At 58.9% G+C, this 24,629-nt stretch carries 28 protein-coding genes and 1 tRNA gene; 12 read left to right on the forward strand and 17 right to left on the reverse strand.

What is annotated here, in order from left to right:
• Positions 1-20: 20 nt before the first annotated feature.
• Positions 21-278 carry a YjhX family toxin gene (locus tag IG617_RS04420; RefSeq protein WP_192107727.1) on the reverse strand — a complete coding sequence of 86 codons (258 nt, stop codon included), beginning with the start codon at positions 276-278 and terminating at the stop codon, positions 21-23.
• A gap of 766 nt (positions 279-1,044) precedes the next feature.
• Between IG617_RS04420 and IG617_RS04425 the strand changes: the two genes are divergently transcribed.
• Complete coding sequence (locus IG617_RS04425; RefSeq protein WP_192107729.1) at positions 1,045-1,344, forward strand: phosphatidylglycerophosphatase; 300 nt, start codon at positions 1,045-1,047, stop codon at positions 1,342-1,344.
• A gap of 10 nt (positions 1,345-1,354) precedes the next feature.
• On the opposite strand, the gene IG617_RS04430 is transcribed toward IG617_RS04425, so the two are convergent.
• Positions 1,355-1,606 (reverse strand): DUF6455 family protein, encoded by a 252-nt coding sequence (locus IG617_RS04430; protein WP_192107731.1) that lies wholly within the window; start codon positions 1,604-1,606, stop codon positions 1,355-1,357.
• A 209-nt stretch (positions 1,607-1,815) separates the two neighbouring features.
• Between IG617_RS04430 and fliK the strand changes: the two genes are divergently transcribed.
• From fliK to IG617_RS04475, 9 genes are all read left to right on the forward strand, one after another.
• Complete coding sequence (gene fliK / locus IG617_RS04435; RefSeq protein WP_192107732.1) at positions 1,816-4,269, forward strand: flagellar hook-length control protein FliK; 2,454 nt, start codon at positions 1,816-1,818, stop codon at positions 4,267-4,269.
• A complete protein-coding gene (locus tag IG617_RS04440) occupies positions 4,266-4,547 on the forward strand; it encodes an EscU/YscU/HrcU family type III secretion system export apparatus switch protein (RefSeq protein ID WP_192107733.1) in 282 nt (93 codons plus the stop codon). Before fliK ends, IG617_RS04440 begins: the two co-directional genes overlap by 4 nt.
• Before the next feature lie 168 nt (positions 4,548-4,715).
• Positions 4,716-6,197 (forward strand): Asp-tRNA(Asn)/Glu-tRNA(Gln) amidotransferase subunit GatB, encoded by a 1,482-nt coding sequence (gatB, locus tag IG617_RS04445; protein WP_192107734.1) that lies wholly within the window; start codon positions 4,716-4,718, stop codon positions 6,195-6,197.
• 292 nt (positions 6,198-6,489) lie between these two features.
• Positions 6,490-7,170 (forward strand): amino acid ABC transporter permease, encoded by a 681-nt coding sequence (locus tag IG617_RS04450; RefSeq protein ID WP_192107735.1) that lies wholly within the window; start codon positions 6,490-6,492, stop codon positions 7,168-7,170.
• The gene (locus IG617_RS04455; protein WP_209008267.1) at positions 7,167-7,874 is read left to right on the forward strand and encodes an amino acid ABC transporter permease; all 708 of its coding nucleotides are present in this window, start codon (positions 7,167-7,169) and stop codon (positions 7,872-7,874) included. The genes IG617_RS04450 and IG617_RS04455 overlap by 4 nt, the downstream gene beginning before the upstream one ends.
• Before the next feature lie 39 nt (positions 7,875-7,913).
• Positions 7,914-8,702 carry a transporter substrate-binding domain-containing protein gene (locus IG617_RS04460; RefSeq protein ID WP_192107738.1) on the forward strand — a complete coding sequence of 263 codons (789 nt, stop codon included), beginning with the start codon at positions 7,914-7,916 and terminating at the stop codon, positions 8,700-8,702.
• A gap of 121 nt (positions 8,703-8,823) precedes the next feature.
• The gene (locus IG617_RS04465) at positions 8,824-10,365 is read left to right on the forward strand and encodes an ArnT family glycosyltransferase (RefSeq protein WP_192107740.1); all 1,542 of its coding nucleotides are present in this window, start codon (positions 8,824-8,826) and stop codon (positions 10,363-10,365) included.
• 23 nt (positions 10,366-10,388) lie between these two features.
• Positions 10,389-10,850, forward strand: a complete 462-nt coding sequence (locus IG617_RS04470) for a GNAT family N-acetyltransferase (RefSeq protein ID WP_209008268.1) — start codon at positions 10,389-10,391, stop codon at positions 10,848-10,850.
• 120 nt (positions 10,851-10,970) lie between these two features.
• Positions 10,971-11,684, forward strand: coding sequence for a glutathione S-transferase N-terminal domain-containing protein (locus IG617_RS04475; RefSeq protein WP_192107742.1), 714 nt, complete (start codon positions 10,971-10,973; stop codon positions 11,682-11,684).
• A gap of 53 nt (positions 11,685-11,737) precedes the next feature.
• Here the strand turns inward: IG617_RS04475 and IG617_RS04480 are convergent, their stop codons facing one another.
• The gene (locus tag IG617_RS04480; protein ID WP_209008269.1) at positions 11,738-12,220 is read right to left on the reverse strand and encodes a DUF2147 domain-containing protein; all 483 of its coding nucleotides are present in this window, start codon (positions 12,218-12,220) and stop codon (positions 11,738-11,740) included.
• Between the two features lie 78 nt (positions 12,221-12,298).
• Entirely contained in the window at positions 12,299-12,721 is a 423-nt protein-coding gene (locus IG617_RS04485; protein ID WP_192107744.1) for a DUF2147 domain-containing protein, read from the reverse strand.
• Positions 12,722-13,166: 445 nt separating this feature from the next.
• Between IG617_RS04485 and IG617_RS04490 the strand changes: the two genes are divergently transcribed.
• Positions 13,167-13,436 (forward strand): hypothetical protein, encoded by a 270-nt coding sequence (locus IG617_RS04490; RefSeq protein ID WP_192107745.1) that lies wholly within the window; start codon positions 13,167-13,169, stop codon positions 13,434-13,436.
• A 43-nt stretch (positions 13,437-13,479) separates the two neighbouring features.
• On the opposite strand, the gene IG617_RS04495 is transcribed toward IG617_RS04490, so the two are convergent.
• The gene (locus IG617_RS04495; RefSeq protein WP_192107747.1) at positions 13,480-13,698 is read right to left on the reverse strand and encodes a hypothetical protein; all 219 of its coding nucleotides are present in this window, start codon (positions 13,696-13,698) and stop codon (positions 13,480-13,482) included.
• A gap of 143 nt (positions 13,699-13,841) precedes the next feature.
• On the opposite strand from IG617_RS04495, the gene IG617_RS04500 reads away from it, so the two are divergent.
• Positions 13,842-13,931 (forward strand) — tRNA-Ser (locus IG617_RS04500).
• Positions 13,932-14,095: 164 nt separating this feature from the next.
• Here IG617_RS04500 and IG617_RS04505 read toward each other — a convergent pair.
• The 12 genes from IG617_RS04505 to IG617_RS04560 all read right to left on the reverse strand — a co-directional run bounded on the left by IG617_RS04505 (position 14,096) and on the right by IG617_RS04560 (position 24,561).
• Complete coding sequence (locus tag IG617_RS04505; RefSeq protein WP_192107749.1) at positions 14,096-14,995, reverse strand: LysR family transcriptional regulator; 900 nt, start codon at positions 14,993-14,995, stop codon at positions 14,096-14,098.
• Positions 14,996-15,024: 29 nt separating this feature from the next.
• Positions 15,025-15,675 (reverse strand): aspartate/glutamate racemase family protein, encoded by a 651-nt coding sequence (locus IG617_RS04510; protein WP_192107751.1) that lies wholly within the window; start codon positions 15,673-15,675, stop codon positions 15,025-15,027.
• A 23-nt stretch (positions 15,676-15,698) separates the two neighbouring features.
• Entirely contained in the window at positions 15,699-17,162 is a 1,464-nt protein-coding gene (gene hydA / locus IG617_RS04515) for a dihydropyrimidinase (protein ID WP_192107753.1), read from the reverse strand.
• Positions 17,163-17,185: 23 nt separating this feature from the next.
• Positions 17,186-17,974: an SDR family oxidoreductase gene (locus IG617_RS04520; RefSeq protein WP_192107755.1), complete on the reverse strand. Its 789-nt coding sequence runs from the start codon at positions 17,972-17,974 to the stop codon at positions 17,186-17,188.
• Positions 17,964-18,902 carry a dihydrodipicolinate synthase family protein gene (locus tag IG617_RS04525; protein WP_192107757.1) on the reverse strand — a complete coding sequence of 313 codons (939 nt, stop codon included), beginning with the start codon at positions 18,900-18,902 and terminating at the stop codon, positions 17,964-17,966. Before IG617_RS04525 ends, IG617_RS04520 begins: the two co-directional genes overlap by 11 nt.
• Complete coding sequence (locus IG617_RS04530) at positions 18,899-19,558, reverse strand: flavin reductase family protein (protein ID WP_192107759.1); 660 nt, start codon at positions 19,556-19,558, stop codon at positions 18,899-18,901. The genes IG617_RS04525 and IG617_RS04530 overlap by 4 nt, the downstream gene beginning before the upstream one ends.
• 5 nt (positions 19,559-19,563) lie before the next feature.
• The gene (locus IG617_RS04535) at positions 19,564-20,493 is read right to left on the reverse strand and encodes an N-carbamoyl-D-amino-acid hydrolase (protein WP_192107761.1); all 930 of its coding nucleotides are present in this window, start codon (positions 20,491-20,493) and stop codon (positions 19,564-19,566) included.
• Positions 20,494-20,508: 15 nt separating this feature from the next.
• Complete coding sequence (locus IG617_RS04540) at positions 20,509-21,174, reverse strand: amino acid ABC transporter permease (protein ID WP_192107763.1); 666 nt, start codon at positions 21,172-21,174, stop codon at positions 20,509-20,511.
• Complete coding sequence (locus tag IG617_RS04545; protein WP_192107765.1) at positions 21,174-21,857, reverse strand: amino acid ABC transporter permease; 684 nt, start codon at positions 21,855-21,857, stop codon at positions 21,174-21,176. The genes IG617_RS04540 and IG617_RS04545 overlap by 1 nt, the downstream gene beginning before the upstream one ends.
• Before the next feature lie 12 nt (positions 21,858-21,869).
• Positions 21,870-22,610 carry an amino acid ABC transporter ATP-binding protein gene (locus IG617_RS04550; protein ID WP_289034095.1) on the reverse strand — a complete coding sequence of 247 codons (741 nt, stop codon included), beginning with the start codon at positions 22,608-22,610 and terminating at the stop codon, positions 21,870-21,872.
• 90 nt (positions 22,611-22,700) lie between these two features.
• On the reverse strand, positions 22,701-23,540 hold the full coding sequence (locus IG617_RS04555) for a transporter substrate-binding domain-containing protein (protein ID WP_192107767.1): 840 nt from the start codon (positions 23,538-23,540) through the stop codon (positions 22,701-22,703).
• A 223-nt stretch (positions 23,541-23,763) separates the two neighbouring features.
• On the reverse strand, positions 23,764-24,561 hold the full coding sequence (locus IG617_RS04560; RefSeq protein ID WP_192107769.1) for a helix-turn-helix transcriptional regulator: 798 nt from the start codon (positions 24,559-24,561) through the stop codon (positions 23,764-23,766).
• Between the last annotated feature and the right edge of the window lie 68 nt (positions 24,562-24,629).

Consider the following 24,629-nt stretch of genomic DNA (forward strand, 5'->3'; position numbering starts at 1 on the left):
GAGCGGCTGTCTCTTTGGTTTCAGCAGTTGTTCAACTGTGCGCGGACGCGTTTCAGACCGAGGCGGGTGATCCGATAGGGACCGCCGGCCTTGGAGGAAATATATCGCCTGCGCTTCAGCTTCCTGAAAAGGGCGAGATTGCATCCGCCCCAGAACCAGCCGTCGCGGGTGACGGTGCTGGTTTCGACGATATGTCCACGATCGTCCTTTTCAACGAGGATACGACCGCCTTGAGCCAACAGGTGCAATGCCCGTTGCTCGGCTTTGGAGATGTCCATTGGATGTGAAGTCTTTTGAAATGCGCGTAAAGAACCGATCGCTGCAGCAGGCGCATGCAGCGTGGTGTCTCACAGGGCCCGATCAACATGTGACCGGGCTTTAATGGGCCTCTCGGCGAAAGCGCATAAAAACTCCAAAGGATTACGGAGCTAACTTAAGAGCAGCTGACGTTTTTGCAATCGGAAACGTTCTTGTGATGCAGCTTAGCTGCTTTCCGCCGGCCAGTAGCCATTTTCGGAATTTCTGGACACGGCAAAGGTCTCGACATCGTCGGACCCGCATTTCGCGCAATGTAGAGACTTTGCGATCTCTGTCACGCAAGTTTCGGGTGGAAAGCGGTGCATCGCCATATAGCGAAATCGGCTGCAATAGTTGCACTTCAGGCCCAGGCGTTGATCGTTCTTGCCGAGGTCAGAGATCGTTAAATCTGCAGGCGATTTGGTGTCGAGCTTCTGGAGCATTTGTCAATTTTCTAAATTGATTAAATAAACTTGATAAAACATTTAAGGCAAAAGCCCCCATCGTCAATAGACGCCTCAGGTTTTTTCGATCAATTCTTCTTGTGATTTCATGGTCCGTCGATCCCGCCGTAATGGAATCATGGTGTTATCTGCAAGTTTATTTCCCGAAATTTCTTGTGTTTTTTTGGTGTCGGCAGTTCAAGGCGAACGAGATTTCCAGAAATCCGACCGCGCTGGATGATTTCAGATCCGAGAAGCTAAATCCCTACTCGCATTCGGTCGCCGCTCAAGCTAAACAGACCGCATGTTGACACTTTCTGACACATGGCTGGATCTGTTCGGCTTGGCTGGCTTTCTCAACCCGCTCGCGCTCATCATTGGTGCCGGCATGGGGTGGCGCGCAGATCAGGTTTCCAAGATTGCGATCGCGGGCTTTGCAGGGGCGATTCTGTCGCTCTTCATCGAGACGGCCTGGAACTTCACGGGGCTGCCGACGCCGATCCCGCATGACGCTGGCGCGCTCGCCATGTTGCCCTTCCGGTTTGTCGGGGCGGCCGTCGTCGCAGGAATTGCCTATTTCATTGCAAGTCGGCGCAAGTGCTAGGGATCGAACCCTAGTTCTGCATCCATTCTTTGAACAAGGCGGCGTTGGGGCAGTCGTCGAATGGGGCGACTGCACCAGCGACGTTTTCCTGAAGCCATTTTGCGCACTGGCGCGTGTGTGAGCAGCACATGCAGCGGCTTGCAGCCGTTCTGAGTTCACCTTCAAGGCATTTGCCGCGGGCGTCCGGATCCATTGCGCCGATCGTTTCCAGCATCTGGCCCATGAGGTGGGCCCGTTCGTTCATCTTGTTCATCCAGTTCATGGCGCGCCTCTCCCGTTGCGTCTTCTTGATCTTGGTGTTTCTGCCGTCCAGATGCCCAACAGGCCGGACTATGGGATCGGTGAGCCCATTGGTCGTTGATCCCTGTCAAAGGGCTTTAAGCAACAGCCGGTCTTTTCCTGCTGTTAGGAATCTCTGGTAGGGTAGGGCTCTTGTTCGGCGGTTGTGCCGGGATAGCGGAAGAATGAGCCATGGTCGGTCACATTGCAGCGCTGCAGACCTCCGGGACCGCCAGTTCGGGCGGGACGACCCTGAAGCTTGAGCCGGGAACCGAAGTTCAGGCGAAAGTGGTCGAGAGCCGTCCGGACAATGTCCTGCGCCTTGCGGTTGGCAAGGAGACGATCGAGGTCAAGGCAAGCGCGCCGCTGCCCAAAGGCACCGAGGTGACCGTGAAGGTCTCAGGCGATGCCAAGCAGCCGCAAATCCAAATCACGCCGTCAGTTCAGTCCTCAGGCAATGGCGCGCCACAGTCGGCCGCAGCACCGCGGACAGCGCCATCACCCGCGAGCGTGCCTCCGGCAAAGACGACAGGGCAGGTGCCAGACGCCGCTCGCCCGCAGGCAAGCCCGCCACCATTGACTGCGCAGGTGCCCGCGCAAGGTGTTCCGGCACAAGGTGCAAGACCAATCCAGGTGCCGTTGCTGAACGTCAATCTGCAGGGTGCGGCCAACGACGCATCCATCTCGAATCAGGTGTCGAAAGGTCCCGGAAGTCCGCCCGGGCAGGTCGCAGGAACGCCAGTTGCCGGTGGTTTGACATCGGGTGCTGCGTCCACGTCCTCTGCTCCGGGCAGCCAGGCTCCGTCACCGGCGCAGACTCCGGCACCTGGTGGTGCAACATCCGTGACGGGAGCGCCGCCGCAGCCGTCGGCCAACGCGGCGGCTGCGACCCCATCTGGTGCATCCCCGATCCCGACACATCAGACTGCTGCTCAAAACCCTGTGACCGGGGCGCCTTCGACACCTGCGACCGCACCCGTAAATGGGGCCAGCGCATTGCCTTCGGGTGGTGGACACACGTCGCCATCTGTGCCGACGACGAGTTCGGTTCCGACACCTGCGGGCAGTGCGCAGCAGGGGCTGCCAAATGGTGCAGCCGTCTCATCCGGGGCGGCTCAGGTCAGCTCAACTCCTTCAGGTGCTCCTCAGACAGGTGCTTTGCCATCAAGCGCACAGGCAGCTCCACCGACTCCCGGCGCTGGCGCCCAAGCTGTCTCGGCAAGTCCGACAGGAACGGCCCCAGCTTCGCCTGCTGGCGGTGTGATCTCCGGGCAAGCACCAACGACAGCCAGTCCTACGGGTCAATCTCCCCAAGTTGGCGGTGCCGCGCCGGCGGCGAACCCAGCCACTGCGCAGGCGGGCCCGGCCACCGCTCAAGTTCCAGCCGGATCAACTGCGCCTCCGCTGGCAGGAAGCTCAGTTCCACAAGGAGCTTCGCCGGTCACATCGACTGCGGGTGTGAGAGCACAGGCGGGTTTGGCCTCCGCGCCGGCTCAGTCGGTCGCGATGCCAGGAAACGCTTCTGTCAACTCTGGAGCGCCTGCGGTCCCAACCGGAACGGTTGCGAGCGGCACTTCTTCGGCGATGAAGATACCAGCGCAGATCGCCGGAAAGATCGAAACGGCCTATCCGCAGAGCTTCTCGGGTGGGGTTTCGACTGGCGCCACTGCCACTGGCCGACCGCCCATCGCGCAGCCGCTTGCGGAGATTGCCGCCAAATTGACCCCGGCTCTGGAAAGCCAGCAGGCCTCTCTTTCGGGTGTTTTCGGCCAGATATCGAGCCTGTCAGCTGCCAGCAGCGTGGGCAAGGTATCCTTGCCCGAGCCGCTTCAACGGGTGATGCAACAAATTCTCGGGATGCGGCTTGGCAACGGCGGAGCTCCGGGCGGGACTGATGTCGCCAATGCTGTGCGAACGTCAGGGCTGCTCGCCGAAAACAGTCAGGCGGGTGGAGCCAAGACCGGAGCAGGGGACCTGAAGGTTCTGCTTGGACAGATGCGCGGCCTTCTCGAAGGCCTCGGTGTGAAAAGCCTGCCCGCAAAGCCGCTGACGCAGCCGCCTTTGCCGAGCGTTCGAAACATGCCGGCAGGCCAGGCCCAGATCGCGGCAGCTGCTTCGACTGATGCGCTGGAGGAGGGCGAGGATCCCAAGATCCTCCTGACCCGGCTCATGCGTGAAACGGACAGTGCCCTGTCGCGTATCCGGTTGACTCAGATGGTCAGCCGCGGGCTTGGCGGTGACGAGCCAACAACGCAACAGGCCTCGCAAGCGCGTCCCATGGATGTGGTCATGGACCTGCCGCTGGCGGTTGGCCAGGAAACCGCTGTGCTTCAGATGCAGATTGGCCGGGATCCGGAACACGACAGCGGCGAGGACGGCGAAGACAAGGCCTGGCGGCTTCGCTTCGGCCTGGACTTGACCGCGACGGGGCCGTTGGAAGCTGCGGTCAGCCTGCGCGGCGGCGGAACCTTTGTCAGCCTTTGGGTCGAACGCGAGGATACGCATCGCAACCTCGGCGCCCAGCATGAGACCATCGAAGCTGCCTTTGCGGACGCAGGGCTTGACCTTCAGGAGCTGCGCCTGATCCGTGGACTGCCAATCCGGGCGAAGAGCGCCGCAGGTGCAAGGGTGGACCGCCAGTCATGAGCAAGGAAAAAGATCCGTCCAAAAAGATTGCCGTCGCCCTTTCCTATGATAGCGACAGCGCCCCGGTCGTCAGCGCCAAGGGCGCAGGGTCGGCGGCCGAGCGAATCGAGGATATCGCCCGCGAGGCAGGCGTTCCCATCGAAAACAATCCGATGATGGCTGAAGCCCTCTCGCAGATCGAAATCGATCAGGAGATCCCGATGGAGCTCTATCAGGCCGTCGCGGTCCTGATCGGTTTCATCATGCGCACGGGCGAGGCGCAGCATCCGGCCGAGTGAGCGCGCATTTCCGTGCGTTCTCGCCCGGGCAATGGCGAGTAAGCCCTTGCAGCCCGGCAAATTCCCGATTAGGCATCTGGTCAACGGATTGTATTGCCCGCGCCCTGCTTTTATACGGAAGCAAAGGCCCGCCCGTGGCAAAGCACTAGCGAACAGGATTTAGAAGGCATGACGCTTGTCGAAGCACGCACCCCCGATCCGAAGAAATTCATCAAGGGAGCGACCGGCGACTGGGAAATCGTGATCGGTATGGAGGTCCATGCCCAGGTCACTTCTCAGTCGAAACTGTTTTCCGGAGCATCGACCGAATTCGGCAATGACCCGAATGACAACGTCAGCCTTGTGGATGCGGCAATGCCCGGCATGCTGCCTGTGATCAACGAGGAATGCGTGCGGCAGGCGATCCGCACCGGCCTCGGTCTCAAGGCGGAGATCAACCTGAAGTCGGTGTTCGACCGGAAAAACTATTTCTATCCGGATCTGCCCCAGGGCTACCAGATTTCCCAGTTCAAGCAGCCGATCGTGGGTGAGGGCATCATCTATCTCGATATGCCGGAAGAGCGCGTCGAGATCGGCGTCGAGCGACTGCACCTTGAGCAGGATGCTGGCAAATCCCTGCATGACCAGCATCCGTCCATGTCCTTTGTCGACCTGAACCGCTCGGGTGTGGCCTTGATGGAGATCGTCTCCAAGCCGGACATTCGCTCGTCTGACGAGGCAAGAGCCTATCTCACGAAGCTGCGGACCATCTTGCGCTATCTGGGCACCTGCGACGGCAACATGGACCAGGGATCCATGCGGGCAGACGTGAACGTTTCCGTACGCCGTCCGGGCGAGGGCTTTGGAACGCGCTGCGAGATCAAGAACGTCAACTCGATCCGTTTCGTCGGTCAGGCGATCGAATATGAAGCCCGTCGTCAGATGGCCATTCTGGAAGACGGCGGCACCATCGATCAGGAAACCCGCCTGTTTGATGCAGCCAAGGGCGAGACACGGTCCATGCGCTCCAAGGAAGAAGCGCATGACTACCGCTACTTCCCGGACCCGGATCTGCTGCCGCTCGAGTTTACGCAGGCCTTTGTGGACGATCTTGCCAAGGATCTCCCGGAACTGCCGGATGAAAAGAAGGCCCGTTTCGTCCAGGACTGGGGCCTGACACCCTATGACGCAGATGTTCTCGTGTCCGAGAAGGTTTCGGCTGACTTCTTTGAGGAGGTTGCCAACGGACGGGACGCGAAACTTGCGGCCAACTGGGTGATCAACGAGCTCTTCGGGCGTTTGAACAAGGAAGGCCTTGAGCTTGGCACCAGCCCTGTCTCTGCAGCTCAGCTCGGCGGCATTATCGATCTGATCAAGGCCGGCACCATTTCCGGCAAGATCGCCAAGGATCTTTTCGAGATCGTCTGGACCGAGGGCGGTGACCCGGCCCAGATCGTGGAAGACCGTGGCATGAAGCAGGTCACGGACCTTGGCGCGATTGAAACCGTCGTCGACGAGATCATGGCCGCCAACCCGGACAAGGTCGAACAGGCCAAGGAAAAGCCGAACCTCGTCGGCTGGTTCGTCGGTCAGGTGATGAAGGCCTCCAAGGGAAAAGCCAACCCACAGGCGGTCAGCGACATGCTGAAACAGAAGATCGGCGTGGAGTAAGTTCCCAGCCGGTTCCGAACGACATGGCGCCCTGCAGGAAACTGCGGGGCGTTTTTTGTTTCGGCGGGATGTGGCTGCCGAGCGATGTTTGAGCGCTGCGCGGTTTTAGTGCAATTTGGCCTCAGATTGCATACAAAATCCTCACTGCACTGTATACGCTTTCCATCTCCCTACGGAATTTCTGACTTCCCGGCGATTTTGTTTCTGGCATGGGCCTTGCTCATGAACCCGTCGTAAAGAGACACGGCAGGGTGGGACATGTCCGTTTTAATTCTTGGGCCGGAGACGGCCCTTGGCTGACCTCAGATTTTTCGAGATATACCGCAACCTCGACTACATCCTTCTCATTTTGAATGGGGCCGGTGTCAGCGTGCTTCTGACAATTGGCGGAGGGGTCGCCGGATTCGTGCTTGCGGGCGCCTTGGCAGCAGCGCGCCATCATCAGATCAGGGTGCTTTCTCCCCTTGCCACGGGCTACGTGGAGTTCATTCGCAACACGCCGCTGATCGTTCAGATGTTCTTCGTGGCCTTCGGTCTGCCCATGCTGCTGAACTACCAGTGGCCGTTCTGGGCGCATGCGCTGCTTGCGCTGACGTTGAATTTCTCCGCCTATTTTGCCGAGATCCTGCGCGCCGGACTGGCGTCGGTTGCCAAGGGGCAGTCCGAGGCAGCCCTTGCGCTGGGCCTGCCGAAATGGCTTTGCTTTTTGAAGGTGACGCTTCCGCAAGCCGTCGCGGCGATGTTCCCCTCACTCAACAGCCAGTTCATTTTCCTGTTTCTCACCACCGGCGTGGTGTCCGAGATCGGGGTGACCGATCTTACCTGGGCGGGGCTCTTCATCGACAGCCGCAGCTTCCGGTCGTTCGAAGTCTTCATCACGCTGACGGCCGTCTACGTGCTGATGTCCCTGAGCTTCAAGGGGATCTTCAGCGTTCTGCATGACCGCCTGTTCAAATGGAGGGTCGTGCGATGAAGGATCTGTTCGTAGATATTCTGGGCAAGCCCTTTGGCATTGTCGTGTTTCAGCTGCTCGATGCGACGCAGTTCACCATCTACCTGTCGCTGATCGCCTTTGTCGGGGGCGGGATCATCGGTCTCCTGGTGACAAGCGCAAGGATGGCGCCGGCCAAGAGCCTTCAGCGAATTTCAACCGCCTACACCTGGCTGTTCCAGTCAGTGCCGCTGCTGATGCTGCTTTTCCTGCTGGGGCTCGGGATGCCGCGCCTGTTTGCGATCAATGTCGATCCCTGGGTTGCGGCAAGCCTGGCCTTGACGCTCTACACCAGTGCCTATCTCTCCGAAGTCTGGCGTGGCGCCTTGGTGGCAATCCCGCACGGGCAGGCGGAGGGCGGCAAGGCCCTGGGGCTGACAATGCCGCAGATCTTTTTGCTGATCATCGTGCCGCAGGCCTTTCGTCTCGCGATTGCGCCGACGGTCGGGTTCCTTGTCCAGATCATCAAGGGCACGTCGCTCGCCTACATCATCGGCTTCCATGACCTGATGAGCATTGGCAAGCGCTGGGCGAATTCTCCGGTTCCCGGCACCCAGCCCTTCGTCATTTTTCCGATGATGGCGATGATCTATTTCGCCTTGTGTTTCCCGCTATCAGTTTGGTCGAGAAGGCTCGAGAAACGGCTTGGTTCTTCATCGGCCAAGGGCGGCGCCCATGCCGCCTGACTGTCTTTCCAATCCCAATCAACTGAGGAGATCTGAACTATGATGAAAAGACTTACCGGACTGATCGGGGCGGCTGTCGCTGCTTCCATGCTTGTCATGTCGCCGGCTGCCGCCGAACTCAAGGACATCCTGGAAGCGGGCAAGATCAAGATCGCCACGCCGGAAAACTTCACGCCCTTCGGCTCCCTCGGGGCGGACGGTGAATACGAAGGCTACGACATTGACGTCGCCAAGATGATCGCCGAAGACCTCGGCGTTGAGCTTGAGCTGGTGCCTGTGACCTCCAAGCAGCGTATCCCGTTCCTGGAAACGGACCGGGTGGATCTGGTGATTGCCACGCTTGGCGCAAATCCCGAGCGCGCGAAGTCGATCTGGTTCTCTCATGCCTATGCGCCGTTTTTCTCCGGTGCGTTTGGCAAGCCTGATGTGTCTGTCTCGTCCATTGACGACTTTGCCGGAAAGAAAATAGCGGTGACCGGTGGCACGCTGGAAGACCTGGCGATCACCGAAGACGCGCCAGAGGGTGCTGAGATCATTCGCTTCGGTGACAATGCAGCGACCATCGCCGCTTACGTTTCCGGTCAGGCAGATATCATTGTCACGGGCAACATGGTGGCGCTCGGCATCAGCAACACCAATCCGGAATTCGGCCTCGAGAACAAGTTCATCATTGCCAATTCGCCTTCGTTCATCGGCGTGAAGACCGGCAACATCGATCTGCTGCAGTGGGTCAATGTGTTTGTTCTGCACAAGAAGCTGAACGGCAAGCTGGACGGCCTTTCCAAGAAGTGGCTGAAAACACCGCTGCCGCCGCTTCCGGCTCTCTGATCAAACGGTCCGTTTCAGGACAGCGCGCGGCGGCTTCGGTCGTCGCGCTTTTTTATGCCCGGTCGCATTGCCGGTGCCATTTCAGGTTAACAGGCGGAATGGAATCCTGTATTTCGCCCTTATGCCAGCTCGAGACAGCCAGCAAGGCGCCAACGCCCCGTTCTACGCCACGCCTCTAGGTGTCTGGCTGATTGTGGCACTTTGGGGCCTGTCGCACATGGTGCTGCGTGGACTGTTGACCCCGGTCCTTGGCACGGACGACATGTTCGAGAACATTCTGGTGCAGCAGCTCTCGGCCGGCTACATGCTGCGTCAGCCGCCGCTTTATGAGTGGCTCTTGTGGAGCCTTCAGCAGCTTGCCGGACCGACAATCTGGAGCTTTCTCGGCCTGAAGTACGGGCTGATCTCGATTTCGGCGCTTTTCCTGTTCCTGATTGCACGCCGTGCAATCGCGGACCCGAGGCTGGCCGCCCTTTGTGTCTTTTCCTATTCTCTGTTCTATCAGTTCGGATGGAACCTTCATGAAGGCGTGACCCATACGGTCGTTCTGGTCACGGCCTGCTCGGCGAGCGCCTGGGCGTTTCTGCGGGCTCTGGAAACCCATTCACTCATCCGCTACGCGATCTTTGGCCTGGCTGTCGGGGCAGGGCTTCTGGCCAAACACTCCTATCCCTTGTTTGTCCTGGCTCTTTTTCTTGCCGGCCTGAGCGATCGCGCCTGGCGGCCGAGATTGCGCCCCGTTGGGCTCTTGCTGTCGCTCGTGGTTGCTCTGCTGGTCTATAGCCCCTTCCTGACATGGGTCCTGACAGAGGGACGAGCTCTTTTTGGCGATGCGGCTGTGACCATGGGGCTGCGCTCCGAGACGAGCCATCTGATGCGCGCTGGCGAGGGGCTTGGAAAGCTTGGCTTTGCGCTGATCGGATTTTCAGTGCCGCTGGTGCCGGTGCTGGCGCTTTTGTTCTGGCAAAGGCTGTTCGGCAAGATGGTCCCGGCAGAGGCCCGCGTGAATGAGGTCGCGCGCCTGTGTGGCCGGACGGTGCTGGTCATGATCGCTCTGACAGCGCTTCTTATCATCTGGACGGGGGCAACCTACGTCAAAGAGCGGCATATGCATCCGCTGCTGCTGCTTTTGCCGATCTGGTTGTTTGCCGATCTTGCCCGCTTTGAGGCTGCGCGCCGCTGGCGCTGGCTTGCGGTGATCGTGATGACCTTCGCAGTTGTGGCCATTCTGGCGAGGGTTCCTGGGTTCGTCGCTCCGGACAGGGTCATGTGCGGAGGCAAATGCCGGCACATGAAGCCCTATGCGGGCATCCGCTCAGAGCTTGCCCAAATGGGGGCAGCAGACGCGACGCTTGCCGCCGACGATGATTACACCGCTGGCAATCTGCGAGTTCTGTTCCCGGACGCACGTGTCCTCAGTGACACCTGGCCTGGACCTGATGAGCGCCGCGATCTTTGCCTTTATGTCTGGGAAGCAGGGGAACAGGAACCGGAGTTGAGCGCGAGCGAGGCCTTTGCAGCTCGTGGGAAATCTACCAGCGTTCCAGATGCGCCGGGCCGGTACCTTTCGGCCAACTGGCCCCATCTGTGGAAGGAAGAGGGCTGGCGAACCACCTGGTGGGGCGTCCAGCCCTTGCCGCCGGATGATCCCCTATGCCGCTGATGCCTCAAACCACGAAAGCGCCTATGACGATCGACATTTCCATTGAAAAGGCCCGCGCAGAGCATCTGCCGGAGATCCTGTCCCTCTTGATTGCCGGCGCTGCCGGTGCCCGTGTCGGGCAGGAAACCGATGATGTCGAGGCCTACCGCGCTGCCTTTGACGCCATGCTGGCTGCACCCGAAATGGATGTCTACGTCGCGTTGGATGCGGACGGCGTGGTGCTTGGCACCTATCAGATCCACTTCATGAAAGGGCTGGCCTTTCGCGGCCGTTCGCGGGTGGAGTTGGAGAGTGTTCATACGCGGGCCGACATGCGCGGGCAGGGGATCGGCGCGGCGATGATGGCCCATGCGGAAGAGCTTGCCCGCAGCGCCAATGCAGGGCTGATGCAGCTGACCTCGAACGCGGTGCGCACCGACGCGCATCGGTTTTATGACCGGCTGGGATATGCCCAGAGCCATCTCGGTTTCAAGAAGATGTTATGAGCGCTTTTGGCATCCGGTCCCTGCGATCGGTTGCAAGCGCGACCAATCACGCCTAAATCCATCGGTGTTCAACGATGACTTTTGTGCCGATCTATTTGCCAAGCCAATCAGGAGCCCACCATGGCCGTGACCCAGACCAAGCCGATTGAACTCTACTACTGGCCGACCCCCAATGGCTGGAAGATCTCGATCATGCTGGAGGAGCTGGGCGTTCCCTATGATCTGAAGATGATCAACATCGGCAAGGGCGATCAGTTTCAGCCCGACTTTTTGAAGATTGCGCCCAACAACCGGATGCCGGCTATTGTCGATCCCGAAGGTCCGGATGGCGAGCCGATCTCCGTTTTCGAATCCGGCGCGATCCTGCAATATCTCGGTCGCAAGTTTCGCAAGTTCTATCCCTCTGCGGAACGCGCTCGTGTGGAAACAGAAGAGTGGCTCATGTGGCAGATGGGCGGCTTTGGCCCGATGCTCGGCCAGAACCACCATTTCCGTATCTACGCCCCGGAAAAGCTGCCCTACGCCATGGACCGCTATCTGAACGAGGCCCATCGTCTCTATGGCGTGCTGGATAGACGTCTCGAGGGCCGCGACTATGTGGCAGCTGGCGAATACACCATCGCCGACATGTCGATCATCGGCTGGGCGACGCTGTGGGAGCGCCAGGGCATGGACATCGAAGAATTCCAGAACGTCAAGGCCTGGATCGCCCGGCTCGAAGCACGTGAGGCCGTCGCCAAGGGTCTTGCCCTGGGTCGTGAAGAGCGCGAGAAGCTCGCCATCGCCGAGAACAAGGACGCCCAGGGCGTTCTGTTCGGCCAGCGAGCGCGCTGAGCCTTCAGGGCAAGGCGTCTGGGACTAACTCGCAACTCAAATGGCGTCGCAGCCTAGTTGGTGCGGCGCCAGGTTTCCTCTTCGCAGACCTTGAAGAGGACGCGCACGCAGCCTTTGAGGTTCAGCGTGTCTCTGGTCTTTCTCGTGACAGTGGCCTCTGCGCTGAAGCCGCGGCGCGGGTCATAGATCCGCCCGACCCAACGCTCGCCCGTCGGTTTCAGGCGCCAAAGCACGGTCAGCCCAAGGATCTTGCGGCTTCTTTTGGACGCGTCCTTGTTGTTGGCATCTCGTGTTGTCTGAAGACTGTATCCGGGAGGCGGGCTGAAGGCGGCGATCTTGCCGCAAGGGGCCGCGCCGCAGGGGGCGATCTCAATCGTCGCACCGTCCGGCGTTTGCCACTTGCCATTGATGTCGGGCGCTGCCGAGCCCGGCGTTGTGGAGGCAGCGAGAAAGAGCGCCATGACGGCGGATGGCAACAGGGCAGCACCGCTTCGCCGGCGCCGCCCCTTTGACATTTCGATAATAGAACTGGCCATGTGTCTCCCCGCCACAGTCTGCGTCTGCTTTATTCATCGCAGAAAATGCGTCGACAGGATGACAGAGCGCGCAGTTGACTACTTGATCCGCGTCCAGGTCTCGCCCTTGCAGATCAATCCCCCCATGACGCAGCCTTCCAGTTTCATCTTGTTGGCCGAGGGCATTTGAATGAAGCCGGTGTAGGTCTTGCCGTCCTCGGCATTATAGACCTTGCCCTTCCACTGGTTGGTCTTGCCCGTCGGCTTCATGGACCGGACGATCTGCACACCAAGCAGCGGACGGGTCCGTTTGGCCGGATCCGGATTGGCCGTGTCGTTGCGCGGGGTCTTCAGCCAGATCAGCTTGCCGCAAAGGGCACTGCCACAGGCGCTGATCCGGATTTTCGAAGATCCGCCCGGACGGGCCCATTCTCCGATCGCGTCAGCGGCCAGCGTCGATGTCGCGCCGCCCACTGCAAGTGCCGCCGCGAGCATGAGCGGTGTCAGCCAGGTCTTTGTCATTCTGTCCTCCCAAGACGTTTCCGTTTACGGAAAGGTAACCTAACCATCGCGGGAGATGCTGAAAAGCCGTGTCGTTACGTCAGCCGGTGCAATTTCCTGATCGGACTGATGTTTCAAGCTTCGCGCAAGGCGCGGCCGTCAAGCTTTGAGGGCTTCAAGAAAACAGCGGATAAAATTCGCAAATCACCGTCATGGTAAGCAAAAGGTTTCACCGGTCTTGCCGGTTTGAATCAATTGTCACTGAAAACGCGTTGTTATTCGGCCTGCCATGATTACTGCTTTGTGAATTTTATATTCGCTTAAGTCTTTGTTCGGTCTTCGTTAATTTAAAAATTTAACGACGCCTTTAACTGATCTTCGCAAGATGAAGCCATCAAACGCGGCGTCATTTGGCGCTTTTGATTTGGGGATGCCGAAACGGCAAACATACAACGGGGAGAGCATCATGGCTCGATTTGAAATCTACTCGGCCGACATGGCCATCATGGGCGAACAGCCTGCAAGCGCCGACATTCTGTTCCAGATGGGTCTGGACAGCGCCTGTGGCCGTCATGGCGCCACAGACCTGGTCACCGCCCACAAGTGGTTCAACATTGCCGCGCTCAAGGGCAGCACGGATGCTGCGCGCTACCGCAAGGAAATCTCCTGCGAAATGACATCTTCCGAAATTGCTGAAGCTCAGCGCTCTGCGCGTGAATGGCTGTCAATGCATTGAGTGCGGCGCGCCGGCTGACCGGCCACCGCTCGTCGGAAACACTCTAACCACGGCGCATGATAGTCGCGCCGTGGTCCGTTCCGGCATTTTTTGAATAATCCGTTTGAATCTTGTGCCGCAGCTGCGCTGTCTGGGCAGTGTCTTGTTCAACTCTATTTTGCTCGAAATTCGAGACAAGGCGCTCATGCAAGCGCTTGATCTGCAGTCTCATCTTTTTGAAACACTCGAAGCTCTCTTCCAAAATCCCTGGTCCCCGATCCATGGCCTTTGTCCGGCAAGGGCAGGGTGCATTGTGCCTGTGCCCAGGTGAGTTGCACCTTGCTAAGGCACGCGGGACAAAGATCCACAGGCTAGTGGGCTCAAAGCTCTTGCAATCCATGTCATATCAGGTATCAGAGGCGAACCGGAGAGGTGGCCGAGTGGTCGAAGGCGCTCCCCTGCTAAGGGAGTAAACCAGCGATGGTTTCGAGGGTTCGAATCCCTTCCTCTCCTCCATTTTCCTACCTCGCTGTCTCTACAAACCAAGCGCCGGCCGCATTTCGGCAATTCTGTGCCCAACGGTTCGGAGCCGCGGCATGAGTGTCTGAGACGTTGCAAAGGCGACGGATTGTGTCCTGCGGTGGGTTTGCTCTCTCTCGCATCCGCGCTGTTGCCGCGAATTACTTGCTCAGTTCCCGTTTCACCAGTTCGATGAAGTCGACGGCGATGCGTGGCAGGGACGAGCCGCGCCGGACGGCGGCACTGGCGACGATTTTGGTTTCGGGGACAAACGGACGTGTGATGATGTTGAGACTGCTGGCAAAGAGCGCCGAATAAGGATCGACAACCGAAGCGCCGATGCCCGAGCTGGCGAGAATGCAGGCTGTGTGGCAGTAGCGGACGATGACCTTGGCATGAAACGGCACGCCGGAGTCTTCGAAGGCGTTGTGGATTGTCGTGCCGATCTGGCTTTCCAGGCCGATGAGCGTGTGACCGTGCAGGTCTTTCGGGCTGATGGCATCCAGCTCCGCAAGGGGATGGCCGACCGGAAGCACACAGACCATGTTCCGCTCTGCCAGGGGGATGATATCCAGCTCCATATGCGTCTTCAGACCGAGAACGAAGCCGATATCGGCAATACCCATCTGCACGTTCTGCATCACCGTTTCGAGCCGGCGAACCGAGTATTGAACGGTCGCATTCGGTCGGTCCTGCAAGAACGGTGACAGCACCGCGGGCAAGGCGCCATGGCCGAGCGGTGGTGTGGTTGAAAGGCGCAGACGGCCCGACTTTGCAGCGCGCAGGTCACGGGCCTCCGTCTCGATGTTGCGCAGGATCGAAAACAGTGGTTCGACTTCTCCCAGAAACAGCCGGGCGTCTTCGGTCGGACGCAGTTTTCGGCCGGTACGTTCAAACAAGGCGAAACCAAGCTGTTTTTCGAGCGAGATGATGCCGTTCGAAACCGCTGGCTGGGAAATGCCGAGGTCTTCGGCAGCCCCCGTGGTCGTCTGGCAGCGCATCAGGGCTTCGAAAATCTCCAGCAGGCGAAGGCTGAGATCATTCTTCCGGTTGAGTTTCAAGACGTTCTCCAGAGGCCGTGTGAAACCTCTCAGGCTAACAGGACCGTGCCAAGGGCCTGGCTGACGGCCGCCTGTGTCGGGTCGGTGACCGGTAAACCTACCGCGTTCTCAAGCTTTTGGCGATGACGCGCCATGCCGGCGCAACCCAGAACCAGTGTGTCGGCAAAGTCCTTTTCGGCCAGTTCCCGGGCAACTTCCAGAACACGCGGGAACGCGTTCTCGCTTTCGCTCTCTTCAACCGAGAGGTTCAGGGGACGCTCTGCGGCGAGCCTGCTTTCAATGCCAAGCCGCTGAATGTAGGGCAGGTGCCGTTCGATGGACTTTGGTCCGAGCGCGATCACACCGAAGCGTTGACCGCGCTGAAGGGCGGCAAACACGCCGCTTTCCTGAATACCGAAAACGGGCTTGGGAACAGCCCTCCGGCAGATTTCGATTCCTGGATCCGAATAGCATGCGATGACAAAGGCATCTGCGTCGGTTCGCGCCATCATCAGATCCCTGAGTGGCAGGACCACACGGTCGGCGTCTTCCTGGCTCTCAATGCCCCAGGGCCCTTCTTCCAGCGTGATGCAGTCGATCAAGGGGCCGCCGGCCAGACGCAACGGCGCAACGGCATCGGAAAAACCTTCAGTGACCGCCGGGTTCGAGTTTGGGTTGATCACCAGGATTTTCTTCGTCATCGTCCGTATCCCTGTCGCCGAGATTAAAACAGTTTTGCGCAAAAGTTGGTTGCAGGTGTCATTTCAGGTGCTCGGGTTGGCAGGAAGCCTGTTGCATCAAACGGCTGGCGCTTGATGAAGTCACCTGCGCCGCGTTCGGCCTTCAGTTCACCGCCATCAACAATGATGTTGCCGCGGTTGAGGACCGTGACGGGCCAGCCGGTCAGCTCCATCCCCTCGAAGGGCGTGTAGTCCATGTTGTCATGCATCCCGGATGCCGTGACCTGGGTTTTCTTGTCCGGGTCCCAGATGGCGATGTCGGCATCCATGCCGATGGCGATGGAGCCCTTGCGCTCGTTCATGCCGAACAGGCGCGCTGCATTGGTCGCGGTCAGCGCAACAAAAGTGTTCAGGGAGATACGGCCCTTTGCAACGCCTTCGGAGAACAGAAGCGGCGCGCGCAGTTCAATGCCCGGCATGCCGTTGGCGACCTTGTTGAATGGCGGGTTTGGGCCGTTGGACAGTTTTCCGGTTTCGTCGAAACGGTAGGGGGCATGATCAGAGGAATAAAGCTGCAAGGTTCCCGCGTTCAGGTGCCGCCACAGGACGTCCTGTGTTGCCGTGTCGCGCAGAGGCGGCGAACAGCAGAACTTGGTGCCCTCAGCCCCGGGCAAATCCAGGTTGTCGGCCGTCAGAAACATGTACTGCGGACATGTCTCGCCAAAGATCATCTGCCCGCTCATGCGTGCTTCGGCAATTGCGCGGGCACCTGCGTCCGTGGAAACATGAACGAACAGGAGCGGAGCTTCCACGAATGAGGCGAGCGTGATGCCACGCTGGATCGCCTCGACCTCGGCGGCTGCCGGATGACTGACCGCATGGTATTTTGGCGCGTCGTACCCGCGCGCGATCAACCGGCTGACCATCCATTTGATGAGCGCATTGTTTTCCGCATGAACCATCGTGAGGGCGCCGTTTCCCCTGGCGGTGACCAGAATATCCAGCATGTGTTCATCGGAGACGATCATCTTGTCGTAGGTCATGAAGACCTTGAATGAGGTGATCCCGCGCTCGAACGCCATCGGGAGTTCTTCTCGCAGAACCTCTTCGGTCGGATCTGAAACAATCAGGTGGTAGGAGTAGTCGAGGACCGAGTTCGGTGCGGCGCGGTCATCATAGGTCCGGATCACATCCTTGATGGTCTGGCCACGGTGTTGGGCGGCAAAGGGAACGATGGTGGAATTTCCGCCGAAAGCCGCCGAAACGCTGCCTGAGTAATAGTCGTCAGCGGTCATCGCGCCGGTGGCAGACTCCTGGGCGATGTGGCAATGCGTTTCGATGCCGCCGGGCAAGACGAATTTACCTGTCGCATCAATGGTCATGTTTCCGCCGTCCAGACCCAGACCCAGGGCGGCGATGCGGCCATCGCGAATGCCAATGTCGGATTTGAAGGTATCCGTCGCTGTCGCGACTGTGCCGCCACGGATGACAAGGTCGAATTCTGCCATGAGGATCTCCTGCGGGCTTTAATTCAGGCGGATTTGATCAGACCGCCATCACAGCGGACAACGCTGCCGGTTACGTAGCTGGCGCGCGCTGAGACAAGGAACGTCGCCACATCCGCGAACTCTTCAACGGCGCCATAGCGTCCTGCCGGGATTGTCGCTCGGGACGCCTTGCGGACCTCGTCGAGATCCTTGCCCTGCCGCTCGGCCGCTTTTCCGTCCAACTCATCAACGCGGGCTGTATGAATGCGCCCGGGAACCAGAATGTTCGACGTCACGCCGGAGCCCGAGACTTCGCCTGCAAGAGACTTGGACCAGCCGACAAGCGCTGACCTCAGTGTATTCGACATGGCGAGGTTCGGGATCGGCTGAATGACGCCCGACGATGTGATGGTGAGAATGCGGCCCCAGCCGTTTTCCTTCATCGACGGCAAGCAGAGGTTCGCGACCTCGATCACCCGGGCCACCATGGTGTCGAACTGGCTGCGCCAGAGCTCAGCTGCATGGGCTGTGGTTGCACCGGGAGGCGGGCCGCCGGTGTTATTGACGAGAATATCAAGGCCGCCCATCTTCTCAATCGCCGCTTTGTAAAGGTCTTCGGCTGCCGTGGAGACAGACAGGTCGCTGACGATGTAGTCGGCTTTGCCGGGGCCTGCGTTGGTCAGCTGCTCGGCGCTCGCCTTCAATTTGTCTTCCGACCTGCCACTGAGACAGACATGTGCGCCTTCCTTGACGAGGCTGGCGGCAATGCCGAGGCCCAATCCCTGGCTGGAAGCCAGGACAAGGGCACGTTTTCCGTTGAGTTCAAGATCCATGCCCAAGCTCCTTCAGACGTGTGTCGAGACGGGCGAGAAGACGATCCAGGTCCTTGTGGTCTTCTGCCGAAAGTTTTGGTCCAGGCGCCCGCGTTGTGGCATTGGATATGGCACCCCGGCGGCGAAGGACTTCTTTACGGATGGCCAGTCCGGCACCGGGTTGCTGTTCAAGCCGCACCAGAGGCAGATAGGCATCGAAGATGTCGCTTGCTCGGGCGGTGTCGCCTGCATTCGACAGGCGTACCACGTCCACCAGCATTTCGGGAAAGGCAAAGCCTGTCATCGCGCCATCGGCACCGCGAGCCATTTCCTCCGGCAGGAAGATCCCGCCATTGCCACAGAGAACCGACACCCGGCGGGTGCCTCTTTCCTGACCGGTTTCGCGCACGGCAGACAATTTGTTGAGACCGGGCCAGTCCTCATGCTTGAGCATGACGAGTTGATCGAAATCGAGCACCAGCCGCGTGAAAAGGTCCACGGAGATGGAGACCCCTGTGCTCAAGGGGAAATCCTGGAAACACACTGGAACATCCGGGCCCAGGGCTTCAAACACCTGCGCGAAATAGCTGTAGATACGCTCTTCAGTAGCAAGGCCGCGCATGGGGGCGACCATGACACCGGCTGCGCCTTTGTCCATGGCAGCATGGGAGAGGCTTGCCAGATTTGTAATGCCGGGATTGGAAACGCCAACCACAACCGGCACACGCCCGCCAACGCGCTCGATCATGTGGCTCATGAAAGCCAGGGATTCCGCATCGGACAGTTTTGGCGCTTCCCCCATCATGCCGAGAATGGTCATCCCGGTAACGCCGCGCTCGAGATAGAATTCCACCAAGCCGTCGGCGCTGGCGTAGTCTATCTGTCCGGCGTCTGTGAAAGGTGTCGCCGAAATGATGAAGACGCCTTTGGCGTCAATGCCCAGTTTCATGAGCCTGTTTCCTCCTTAGTTGTTTTTGGTGCCCCGGCAATGCTCTGCGGCAGGTCAGGGATGGGAATTTTAAAGCTGTCTTGCACCGTCACATACTGCTCGCCATGGAGCCGTCCGATAGGCGTATAGGCAGACGCGTCGACGTGCATGTTTTCGGGATCTATCAATCCCTCCCTTGAATGAAGCGCGAGGATCTCGGCAATGCATAGATGCCGTGCTGGTGTGATCTTTCGCATTTCAAACAAGCGGCATTCCAGGCGAATGGGAGCCTCTGCAACCCCCGGAGGGGCAACGCGCCTTGAGGGTGCTTCGGTCAAGCCTGCGAAGGGCAGTTCACTTGTGTGCCTGGGCAAGTCCATCGCGCAGGCCGCCATGGCATTGCCGATTTTCTGGTCGACCAGATTGATGACAAGCTCGCCCGTGTCGATGATGTTGCGGGTGGTGTCCTTCTGACCGTTGTCGTCGCGGCGTGCCTCCAGACCCAGGATGGCAAGGGCCGGATCTTCCGAGAATATGTTGAAGAAGCTGAACGGTGCCGCGTTGACGACGCCCTCCGCTGACATTGTGCTGACCAGCGCAATGGGGCGAGGCACCACGGTCGCGGTCAACAGCTTGTAGCGGGACCTTCCGTCCAGATCGTCGAAATCCAGGAACATATCGGTTACTCAGGCGGCACTTCTGCGCCGGTGCGCTCGGTGATCAGGCCGTAATGCTCAATGCGCCGGTGGCGGGCGAAATCGAAGATTGTTTCCTTGCCGAAGGTGCAGAGATCCAGATCGCATGAATGGACGAGGATTTCGTCTCCCAGGGTCTTGCTCTCCGCCATGATCTTTCCGTTCGGATCGACGATCAAGCTGCCCCCAATCAAGGGGAAACCATCCTCGTCACCCGCCTTCGCGACGGCGATCACCCAGGTTGCGTTCTGATAGGCGCCGGACTGCACGCTGAGCCGGTGGTGAAAGAGGCGGTCCTCAGGCCCTTCCGACGACATCTGCGAATTCACTGCCGGGGTGTTGTAGCCGAGCATGACCATTTCAACGCCCTGCAGCCCCATGACCCGGTAGGTTTCCGGCCAGCGTCTGTCATTGCAGATGCACATGCCCATGACGCCGCCCTGGCTATGCCAAACCGGAAAGCCGAGGTCGCCGGGTTCGAAGTAGCGCTTTTCAAGATGCTGAAAGTCGCGCTCCGTGTCGAATTCGGAGTGCCCGGGCAGGTGGACCTTCCGGTACTTGCCTATGATTTCTCCGGTTGGAGCGGTCAGGATCGACGTGTTGAACTGCTGCCCGTCCTGCGTTTTTTCTGCGTAGCCGACATACATTCCGATGCCGTGCTCCCTTGCCCGGTCAAACAGGGGCTTGGTTTCTGCAGAGGGGATTTCCGTCTCGAACCATGTATCGACTTCGGCCGGATCTTCCATGTACCAGCGCGGGAAGAATGTGGTGAACGCCAGCTCGGGGAAAACTGCCAGAGTTGCACCGGCCGCTTTGGCCTGATCAAGGAGGGCGATCATCCGATCGACAACATCCTTGCGGCTCTCAGCTTTTTGAATTGGTCCCATCTGAAGAGCGGCAGTTACGATTTCACGCATGAAGTGATCTCCTGATCATGTCGAGAGCTTGCGTTCCAGGCGGCTTGCCAGACGGACTGCAGGCCAGAGGAGCACGAGATAGAAGCCTGCCGCCATGACGATCGGCGAGGCGTTGTATGTGATTGAGCGGGCCATGTCGGCCGAGTACAGCAGCTCGGCAAAGGCAACGACGCTGGCCAGAGACGTCAGTTTGACGACCTCGATGGTGTTGCTGACTAGATCTGGCAGTACATTACGCACCGCCTGGGGCAGGACAACGTAGGCCATCGCCTGAAGGCTGTTGAGCCCGGTTGAGCGTGCCGCCTCTGTCTGCCCTGTTCCGATGGAATCGATGCCGGCACGGTAAATCTCGCCGTAGTAGGCGGAGTTGTTCAGCAAGAACGACAGGCAAACCGCTGTAAACGGGCTGAGGCGTATGCCTGCAAAGGGAAGTCCGGCGGAGATAAAGATCAGGAGTGCCAAGGGCGGCACTGCTCGGAACAGGTCAACCAGCACGGCTGTCGGCCAGCGAATCCATCGTTGCGGAGCCGTGCTGGCAATCGCGACCAGGAGACCGCCTGCCAGGCCCATCGGGATCACGACCGCGCAGAGCAGGAGCGTCATTCCGAAACCGCGCAGCATGATCGGCCAAGCCTGGACCATGATGTCGAGATTGAAAAACTGGAAGAGGAACTGTTCCATCAGCGTTTCCTCCAGGCATATGCCTGTTCAATGCGCCGGCCGGCATAGACCACCGGGATGAAGAGGATGAGGTAGGCGATCGTTGCCATCATCAGCGGCGTGGCATTGCCTGCGAACGACTGCGCCGTTGTCGCCTGATTGAGAAGTTCACCCACCCCGATGACCATGCCGAGCGCGGTGTTCTTTGTGATCGCGATTGTCCGGTTGGTGAGGGGCGCAATGGTCATGCGGATGGCCTGGGGCAGCACGACATAGATCAGCGTCTTGAAATAGCTCATCCCGGTCGAGCGGGCTGCCTGCCACTGGCCCTGCGGAACCGACAGAATACCTGCCCAGAAGATCTCCTCGGCGAAGGCGGCGAGCACAAGCGTGAGCACAAGCCAGAGGACCACATAGCCGGACAGGCTGACGCCGACGTTCGGCAGGCCGAAATACAGGATCAGGATCAGAACCAGCGGGGGCAAGGCGCGCAACAGATCGATGAAGACGATGATGCAGAGATTCACCAGCCGAAACCGGTAGCTGCGCAAGATTGCGAGGCAAAGACCGAGGGCAAGGCCGCAGACCACCACAAGCACTGCGATCTGACAGGTGACGAACAGGCCTTTCAGAATGTCCGGCCAGTATTGCTGCATCACATCGTATTTGAAGAACGTATCGATAAAGCGTTCGGAGCGCGTCATCTGAGCAGCTTCCTAATGGTGTGCTTCTTGAAGGAAGGCGCGTGTGCGCTCGGCGCGGGGGGCGTCGAAGATTTGTGCCGGGGGACCAGCTTCCACGATCTTTCCCTCAGCCATGAAGACGACATGATCTGCGGCCGATTTGGCAAAACGCATCTCGTGGCTCACCACGACCATGGTCATACCATCTTCTTTCAACTGCCGCATGACCTTGAGGACCTCGCCGACGAGCTCTGGGTCAAGCGCGCTGGTCGGCTCATCAAACAGCATGATCTTTGGTTCCAGCGCCAGTGCGCGCGCGATGGCAACACGCTGTTGCTGTCCGCCTGAAAGCTGGTTCGGATAGTGATCTGCCCGGTCAACTAGGCCGACGCGTTCAAGCTGTGCCAGGCCGATCTCCTCAGCTTCTTTTCGGCTTTTGCCCAGAACCTTGCGCAAAGCCAGGGTGACGTTCCCTTTGGCGGTCATATGGGGGTAGAGGTTGAAGGATTGAAACACCATGCCAATGCCCCGGCGGATCCGGTTCAGGTTGATGTTGCGCTGGGTGATGTCTTCGCCGTCAACCAGAATGCGACCGGAGCTTGGGTCTTCCAGGCGGTTGCAGCAGCGCAGAAGGCTGCTCTTGCCGGAGCCCGATGGGCCGATCAGAAAGGTGAGTTCGCCGGTTTTAGCTTCGAGAGTGACGCCGTCGAGCGCTTTCATGTCGCCATAGTGGAGATGAAGGTCTTCGACGTTCAGAATAGGAAGAGGCTGCACAGGGAACACTTTCGCACGTCGTTGCGGTTGAGGCCGCCGATGAGAATGACAGGCCCGTTAAAGGCCTGCCATCGTGATTGAAATGCTGATCTATGAGCAGGAAAGCTCATGGGTTTCAGCGATATACCCTTCAAGACCCGGAATTCCGTAGCCCGGATAGATGGTTGCCGCAGCAGACCCTTCCGCCGGGGTGACGCCGAACCATTTCTCGGACAGTGCCGCAAGCGTGCCCTTTTGTTTCAGGCACTCCAGGGCGCCTTCAATCTTGGCGCGCAGCTCCGGCTTGTCCTTTGGGAACGGAAGCGCGAAGACCTTGCCAGTGGAGTGAAGGTAGGAGAGCTTGAGGGCCGGGTTCTTTTTGGCGGCCCATGCGCTGACCGTGTTGCCTGCAACATTTGCAAAGGCTCGGCCTGACATGACCGCCTGAACAGCATCAGAGTTGGTGCCGTAGGATTCGACTTCCCAGCCAACAGTGTCGGTCAGTTCGCGGGCCCACTTGTCGTAGGCTGAGCCCTTGTTGACGGCAATTACCTTGCCTTTGAAGCCTTCAAGCGAGTCGACTTCTTCCGCATCGGCTTTGACGAGGAACTGAAAGTCCGTGTTCAGGTAACCTTCGCTGAACAGAATGCTCTTTGTGCGCTCTTCAGTTACGGTTGTAGGCGCGACCAGGAAGTCATAGGTGCCGGCCTGCATTCCGGGCAAAAGGCCCGACCATTGTGCGGCAGTGACGTTGAGCGTTGCGCCGAGTTCTGTACCGAGAGCCTCGGCGAGATCGACATTGAAACCCTCGACGCCGCCATCGAGCTTTGGCATCGCGTGGGGTGCAAAGGTGCCATCAAGCGCGACGTTGTAGACGTCTTCTGCCAGGGCCGGGGAGAGCGACAGCGATGCTGCCAAGGCGAGTGCCGTACTAAAACTGCTGATTTTCATCGAAACCTCCATGCAAAACCGCGTCCCCGCGTAGCTGGGAAGGGGCAAGGCTTGTTAGAATAAAATCTCAAAGGCGCGGGAGGGCGCTGTGGGTCAGCTCGGGAGAAATTGACCTGAAAAACATCATGCAAATTAATCGAGCACTATCAATAAATCAGCTTATTAAAATTAGCATATGCATATAATATAGAGTTATATTCAGCTGCCTTTGGCGGCGCTATTTTTAAGAACCTACGCCCGCGAGCAAGGGCATGAAGCAGGAAAACAGCTCCGCCTGTGAGGAGATGTTGCACTTGCGATAGAGCTGTTTGCGGATGACTTTCACCGTCTGGAAGCTGATGCCCAGTTTCAACCCAATCGAAGCTGATGAATGCCCGCGCATGATCAGCAGGGCCACCTCCGCCTGCCGGGGGCTGAGTTTGACGCCTAGCTCCTCTTCGCCAGACCGGATCAAGCTGCTTGTCAGATCCGCTTCAGAATAGACGCCGCCGCTCTGCAGCTCGGACCATTGCTGTTGCACCAGAGAGCAGACAATCGGCGACAGTCGGCCGGCAAGAAGCAGATCGCGGCTCGAGTACTTGCGCCCGGACGAAGAATCCCTGCCAAGACAGATGTGCACGGACACGCCGTCTGACGGGTAAGCGACATAGGCGATCTCATCGATCAATGTCGTCCGCTGATAGTAGGACGCAAAATACTCGTTCCGCTGAAACTGATCCGGGGCAATATCCTTGAGCCGATAGAGACCCGGTGGCGCCTGGTCCACATGCAGAGCATGGAACGGGTCAAGCAGATAGACGCCCGATACATAGTCGGTGTCGAGTTTCTCATGAACCCGCTTCACGACGGTCTGCGCAAACAGGACTTCCGGTTGCCGATCCTGGAAGTATGCGAGCATGGTCGTGTTGTCGATTTGAAAGCAGCGGTTAAGCCATTGAAAAAGTGAACTTTGAAACTGATTGCCGCCGAGCGCAGAAATCGTTTCGCCGAGCAGTTTTTCAGCGGAATTGGGAAGATGCACCGCATACCTCTTTGGGGGTATATACCCCCTCAAACTATGAAACTACCATTCAAATAGAAGTTTAAGGG

The sequence above is a fragment of the Roseibium polysiphoniae genome, from assembly GCF_014842925.1.
Taxonomy (GTDB): Bacteria; Pseudomonadota; Alphaproteobacteria; order Rhizobiales; family Stappiaceae; genus Roseibium; species Roseibium polysiphoniae.

Excerpts from the sequence above, each read along its gene's own strand:
- IG617_RS04420 (WP_192107727.1), bottom strand. The coding sequence starts at position 278 with ATGGACATCTCCAAAGCCGAGCAACGGGCATTGCACCTGTTGGCTCAA.
- IG617_RS04425 (WP_192107729.1), top strand. The coding sequence starts at position 1,045 with ATGTTGACACTTTCTGACACATGGCTGGATCTGTTCGGCTTGGCTGGC.
- IG617_RS04430 (WP_192107731.1), bottom strand. The coding sequence starts at position 1,606 with ATGAACTGGATGAACAAGATGAACGAACGGGCCCACCTCATGGGCCAG.
- fliK (WP_192107732.1), top strand. The coding sequence starts at position 1,816 with ATGGTCGGTCACATTGCAGCGCTGCAGACCTCCGGGACCGCCAGTTCG.
- IG617_RS04440 (WP_192107733.1), top strand. The coding sequence starts at position 4,266 with ATGAGCAAGGAAAAAGATCCGTCCAAAAAGATTGCCGTCGCCCTTTCC.
- gatB (WP_192107734.1), top strand. The coding sequence starts at position 4,716 with ATGACGCTTGTCGAAGCACGCACCCCCGATCCGAAGAAATTCATCAAG.
- IG617_RS04455 (WP_209008267.1), top strand. The coding sequence starts at position 7,167 with ATGAAGGATCTGTTCGTAGATATTCTGGGCAAGCCCTTTGGCATTGTC.
- IG617_RS04460 (WP_192107738.1), top strand. The coding sequence starts at position 7,914 with ATGATGAAAAGACTTACCGGACTGATCGGGGCGGCTGTCGCTGCTTCC.
- IG617_RS04465 (WP_192107740.1), top strand. The coding sequence starts at position 8,824 with ATGCCAGCTCGAGACAGCCAGCAAGGCGCCAACGCCCCGTTCTACGCC.
- IG617_RS04470 (WP_209008268.1), top strand. The coding sequence starts at position 10,389 with ATGACGATCGACATTTCCATTGAAAAGGCCCGCGCAGAGCATCTGCCG.
- IG617_RS04475 (WP_192107742.1), top strand. The coding sequence starts at position 10,971 with ATGGCCGTGACCCAGACCAAGCCGATTGAACTCTACTACTGGCCGACC.
- IG617_RS04480 (WP_209008269.1), bottom strand. The coding sequence starts at position 12,220 with ATGGCCAGTTCTATTATCGAAATGTCAAAGGGGCGGCGCCGGCGAAGC.
- IG617_RS04485 (WP_192107744.1), bottom strand. The coding sequence starts at position 12,721 with ATGACAAAGACCTGGCTGACACCGCTCATGCTCGCGGCGGCACTTGCA.
- IG617_RS04490 (WP_192107745.1), top strand. The coding sequence starts at position 13,167 with ATGGCTCGATTTGAAATCTACTCGGCCGACATGGCCATCATGGGCGAA.
- IG617_RS04495 (WP_192107747.1), bottom strand. The coding sequence starts at position 13,698 with ATGGATCGGGGACCAGGGATTTTGGAAGAGAGCTTCGAGTGTTTCAAA.
- IG617_RS04510 (WP_192107751.1), bottom strand. The coding sequence starts at position 15,675 with ATGACGAAGAAAATCCTGGTGATCAACCCAAACTCGAACCCGGCGGTC.
- hydA (WP_192107753.1), bottom strand. The coding sequence starts at position 17,162 with ATGGCAGAATTCGACCTTGTCATCCGTGGCGGCACAGTCGCGACAGCG.
- IG617_RS04520 (WP_192107755.1), bottom strand. The coding sequence starts at position 17,974 with ATGGATCTTGAACTCAACGGAAAACGTGCCCTTGTCCTGGCTTCCAGC.
- IG617_RS04525 (WP_192107757.1), bottom strand. The coding sequence starts at position 18,902 with ATGAAACTGGGCATTGACGCCAAAGGCGTCTTCATCATTTCGGCGACA.
- IG617_RS04530 (WP_192107759.1), bottom strand. The coding sequence starts at position 19,558 with ATGTTCCTGGATTTCGACGATCTGGACGGAAGGTCCCGCTACAAGCTG.
- IG617_RS04535 (WP_192107761.1), bottom strand. The coding sequence starts at position 20,493 with ATGCGTGAAATCGTAACTGCCGCTCTTCAGATGGGACCAATTCAAAAA.
- IG617_RS04540 (WP_192107763.1), bottom strand. The coding sequence starts at position 21,174 with ATGGAACAGTTCCTCTTCCAGTTTTTCAATCTCGACATCATGGTCCAG.
- IG617_RS04545 (WP_192107765.1), bottom strand. The coding sequence starts at position 21,857 with ATGACGCGCTCCGAACGCTTTATCGATACGTTCTTCAAATACGATGTG.
- IG617_RS04555 (WP_192107767.1), bottom strand. The coding sequence starts at position 23,540 with ATGAAAATCAGCAGTTTTAGTACGGCACTCGCCTTGGCAGCATCGCTG.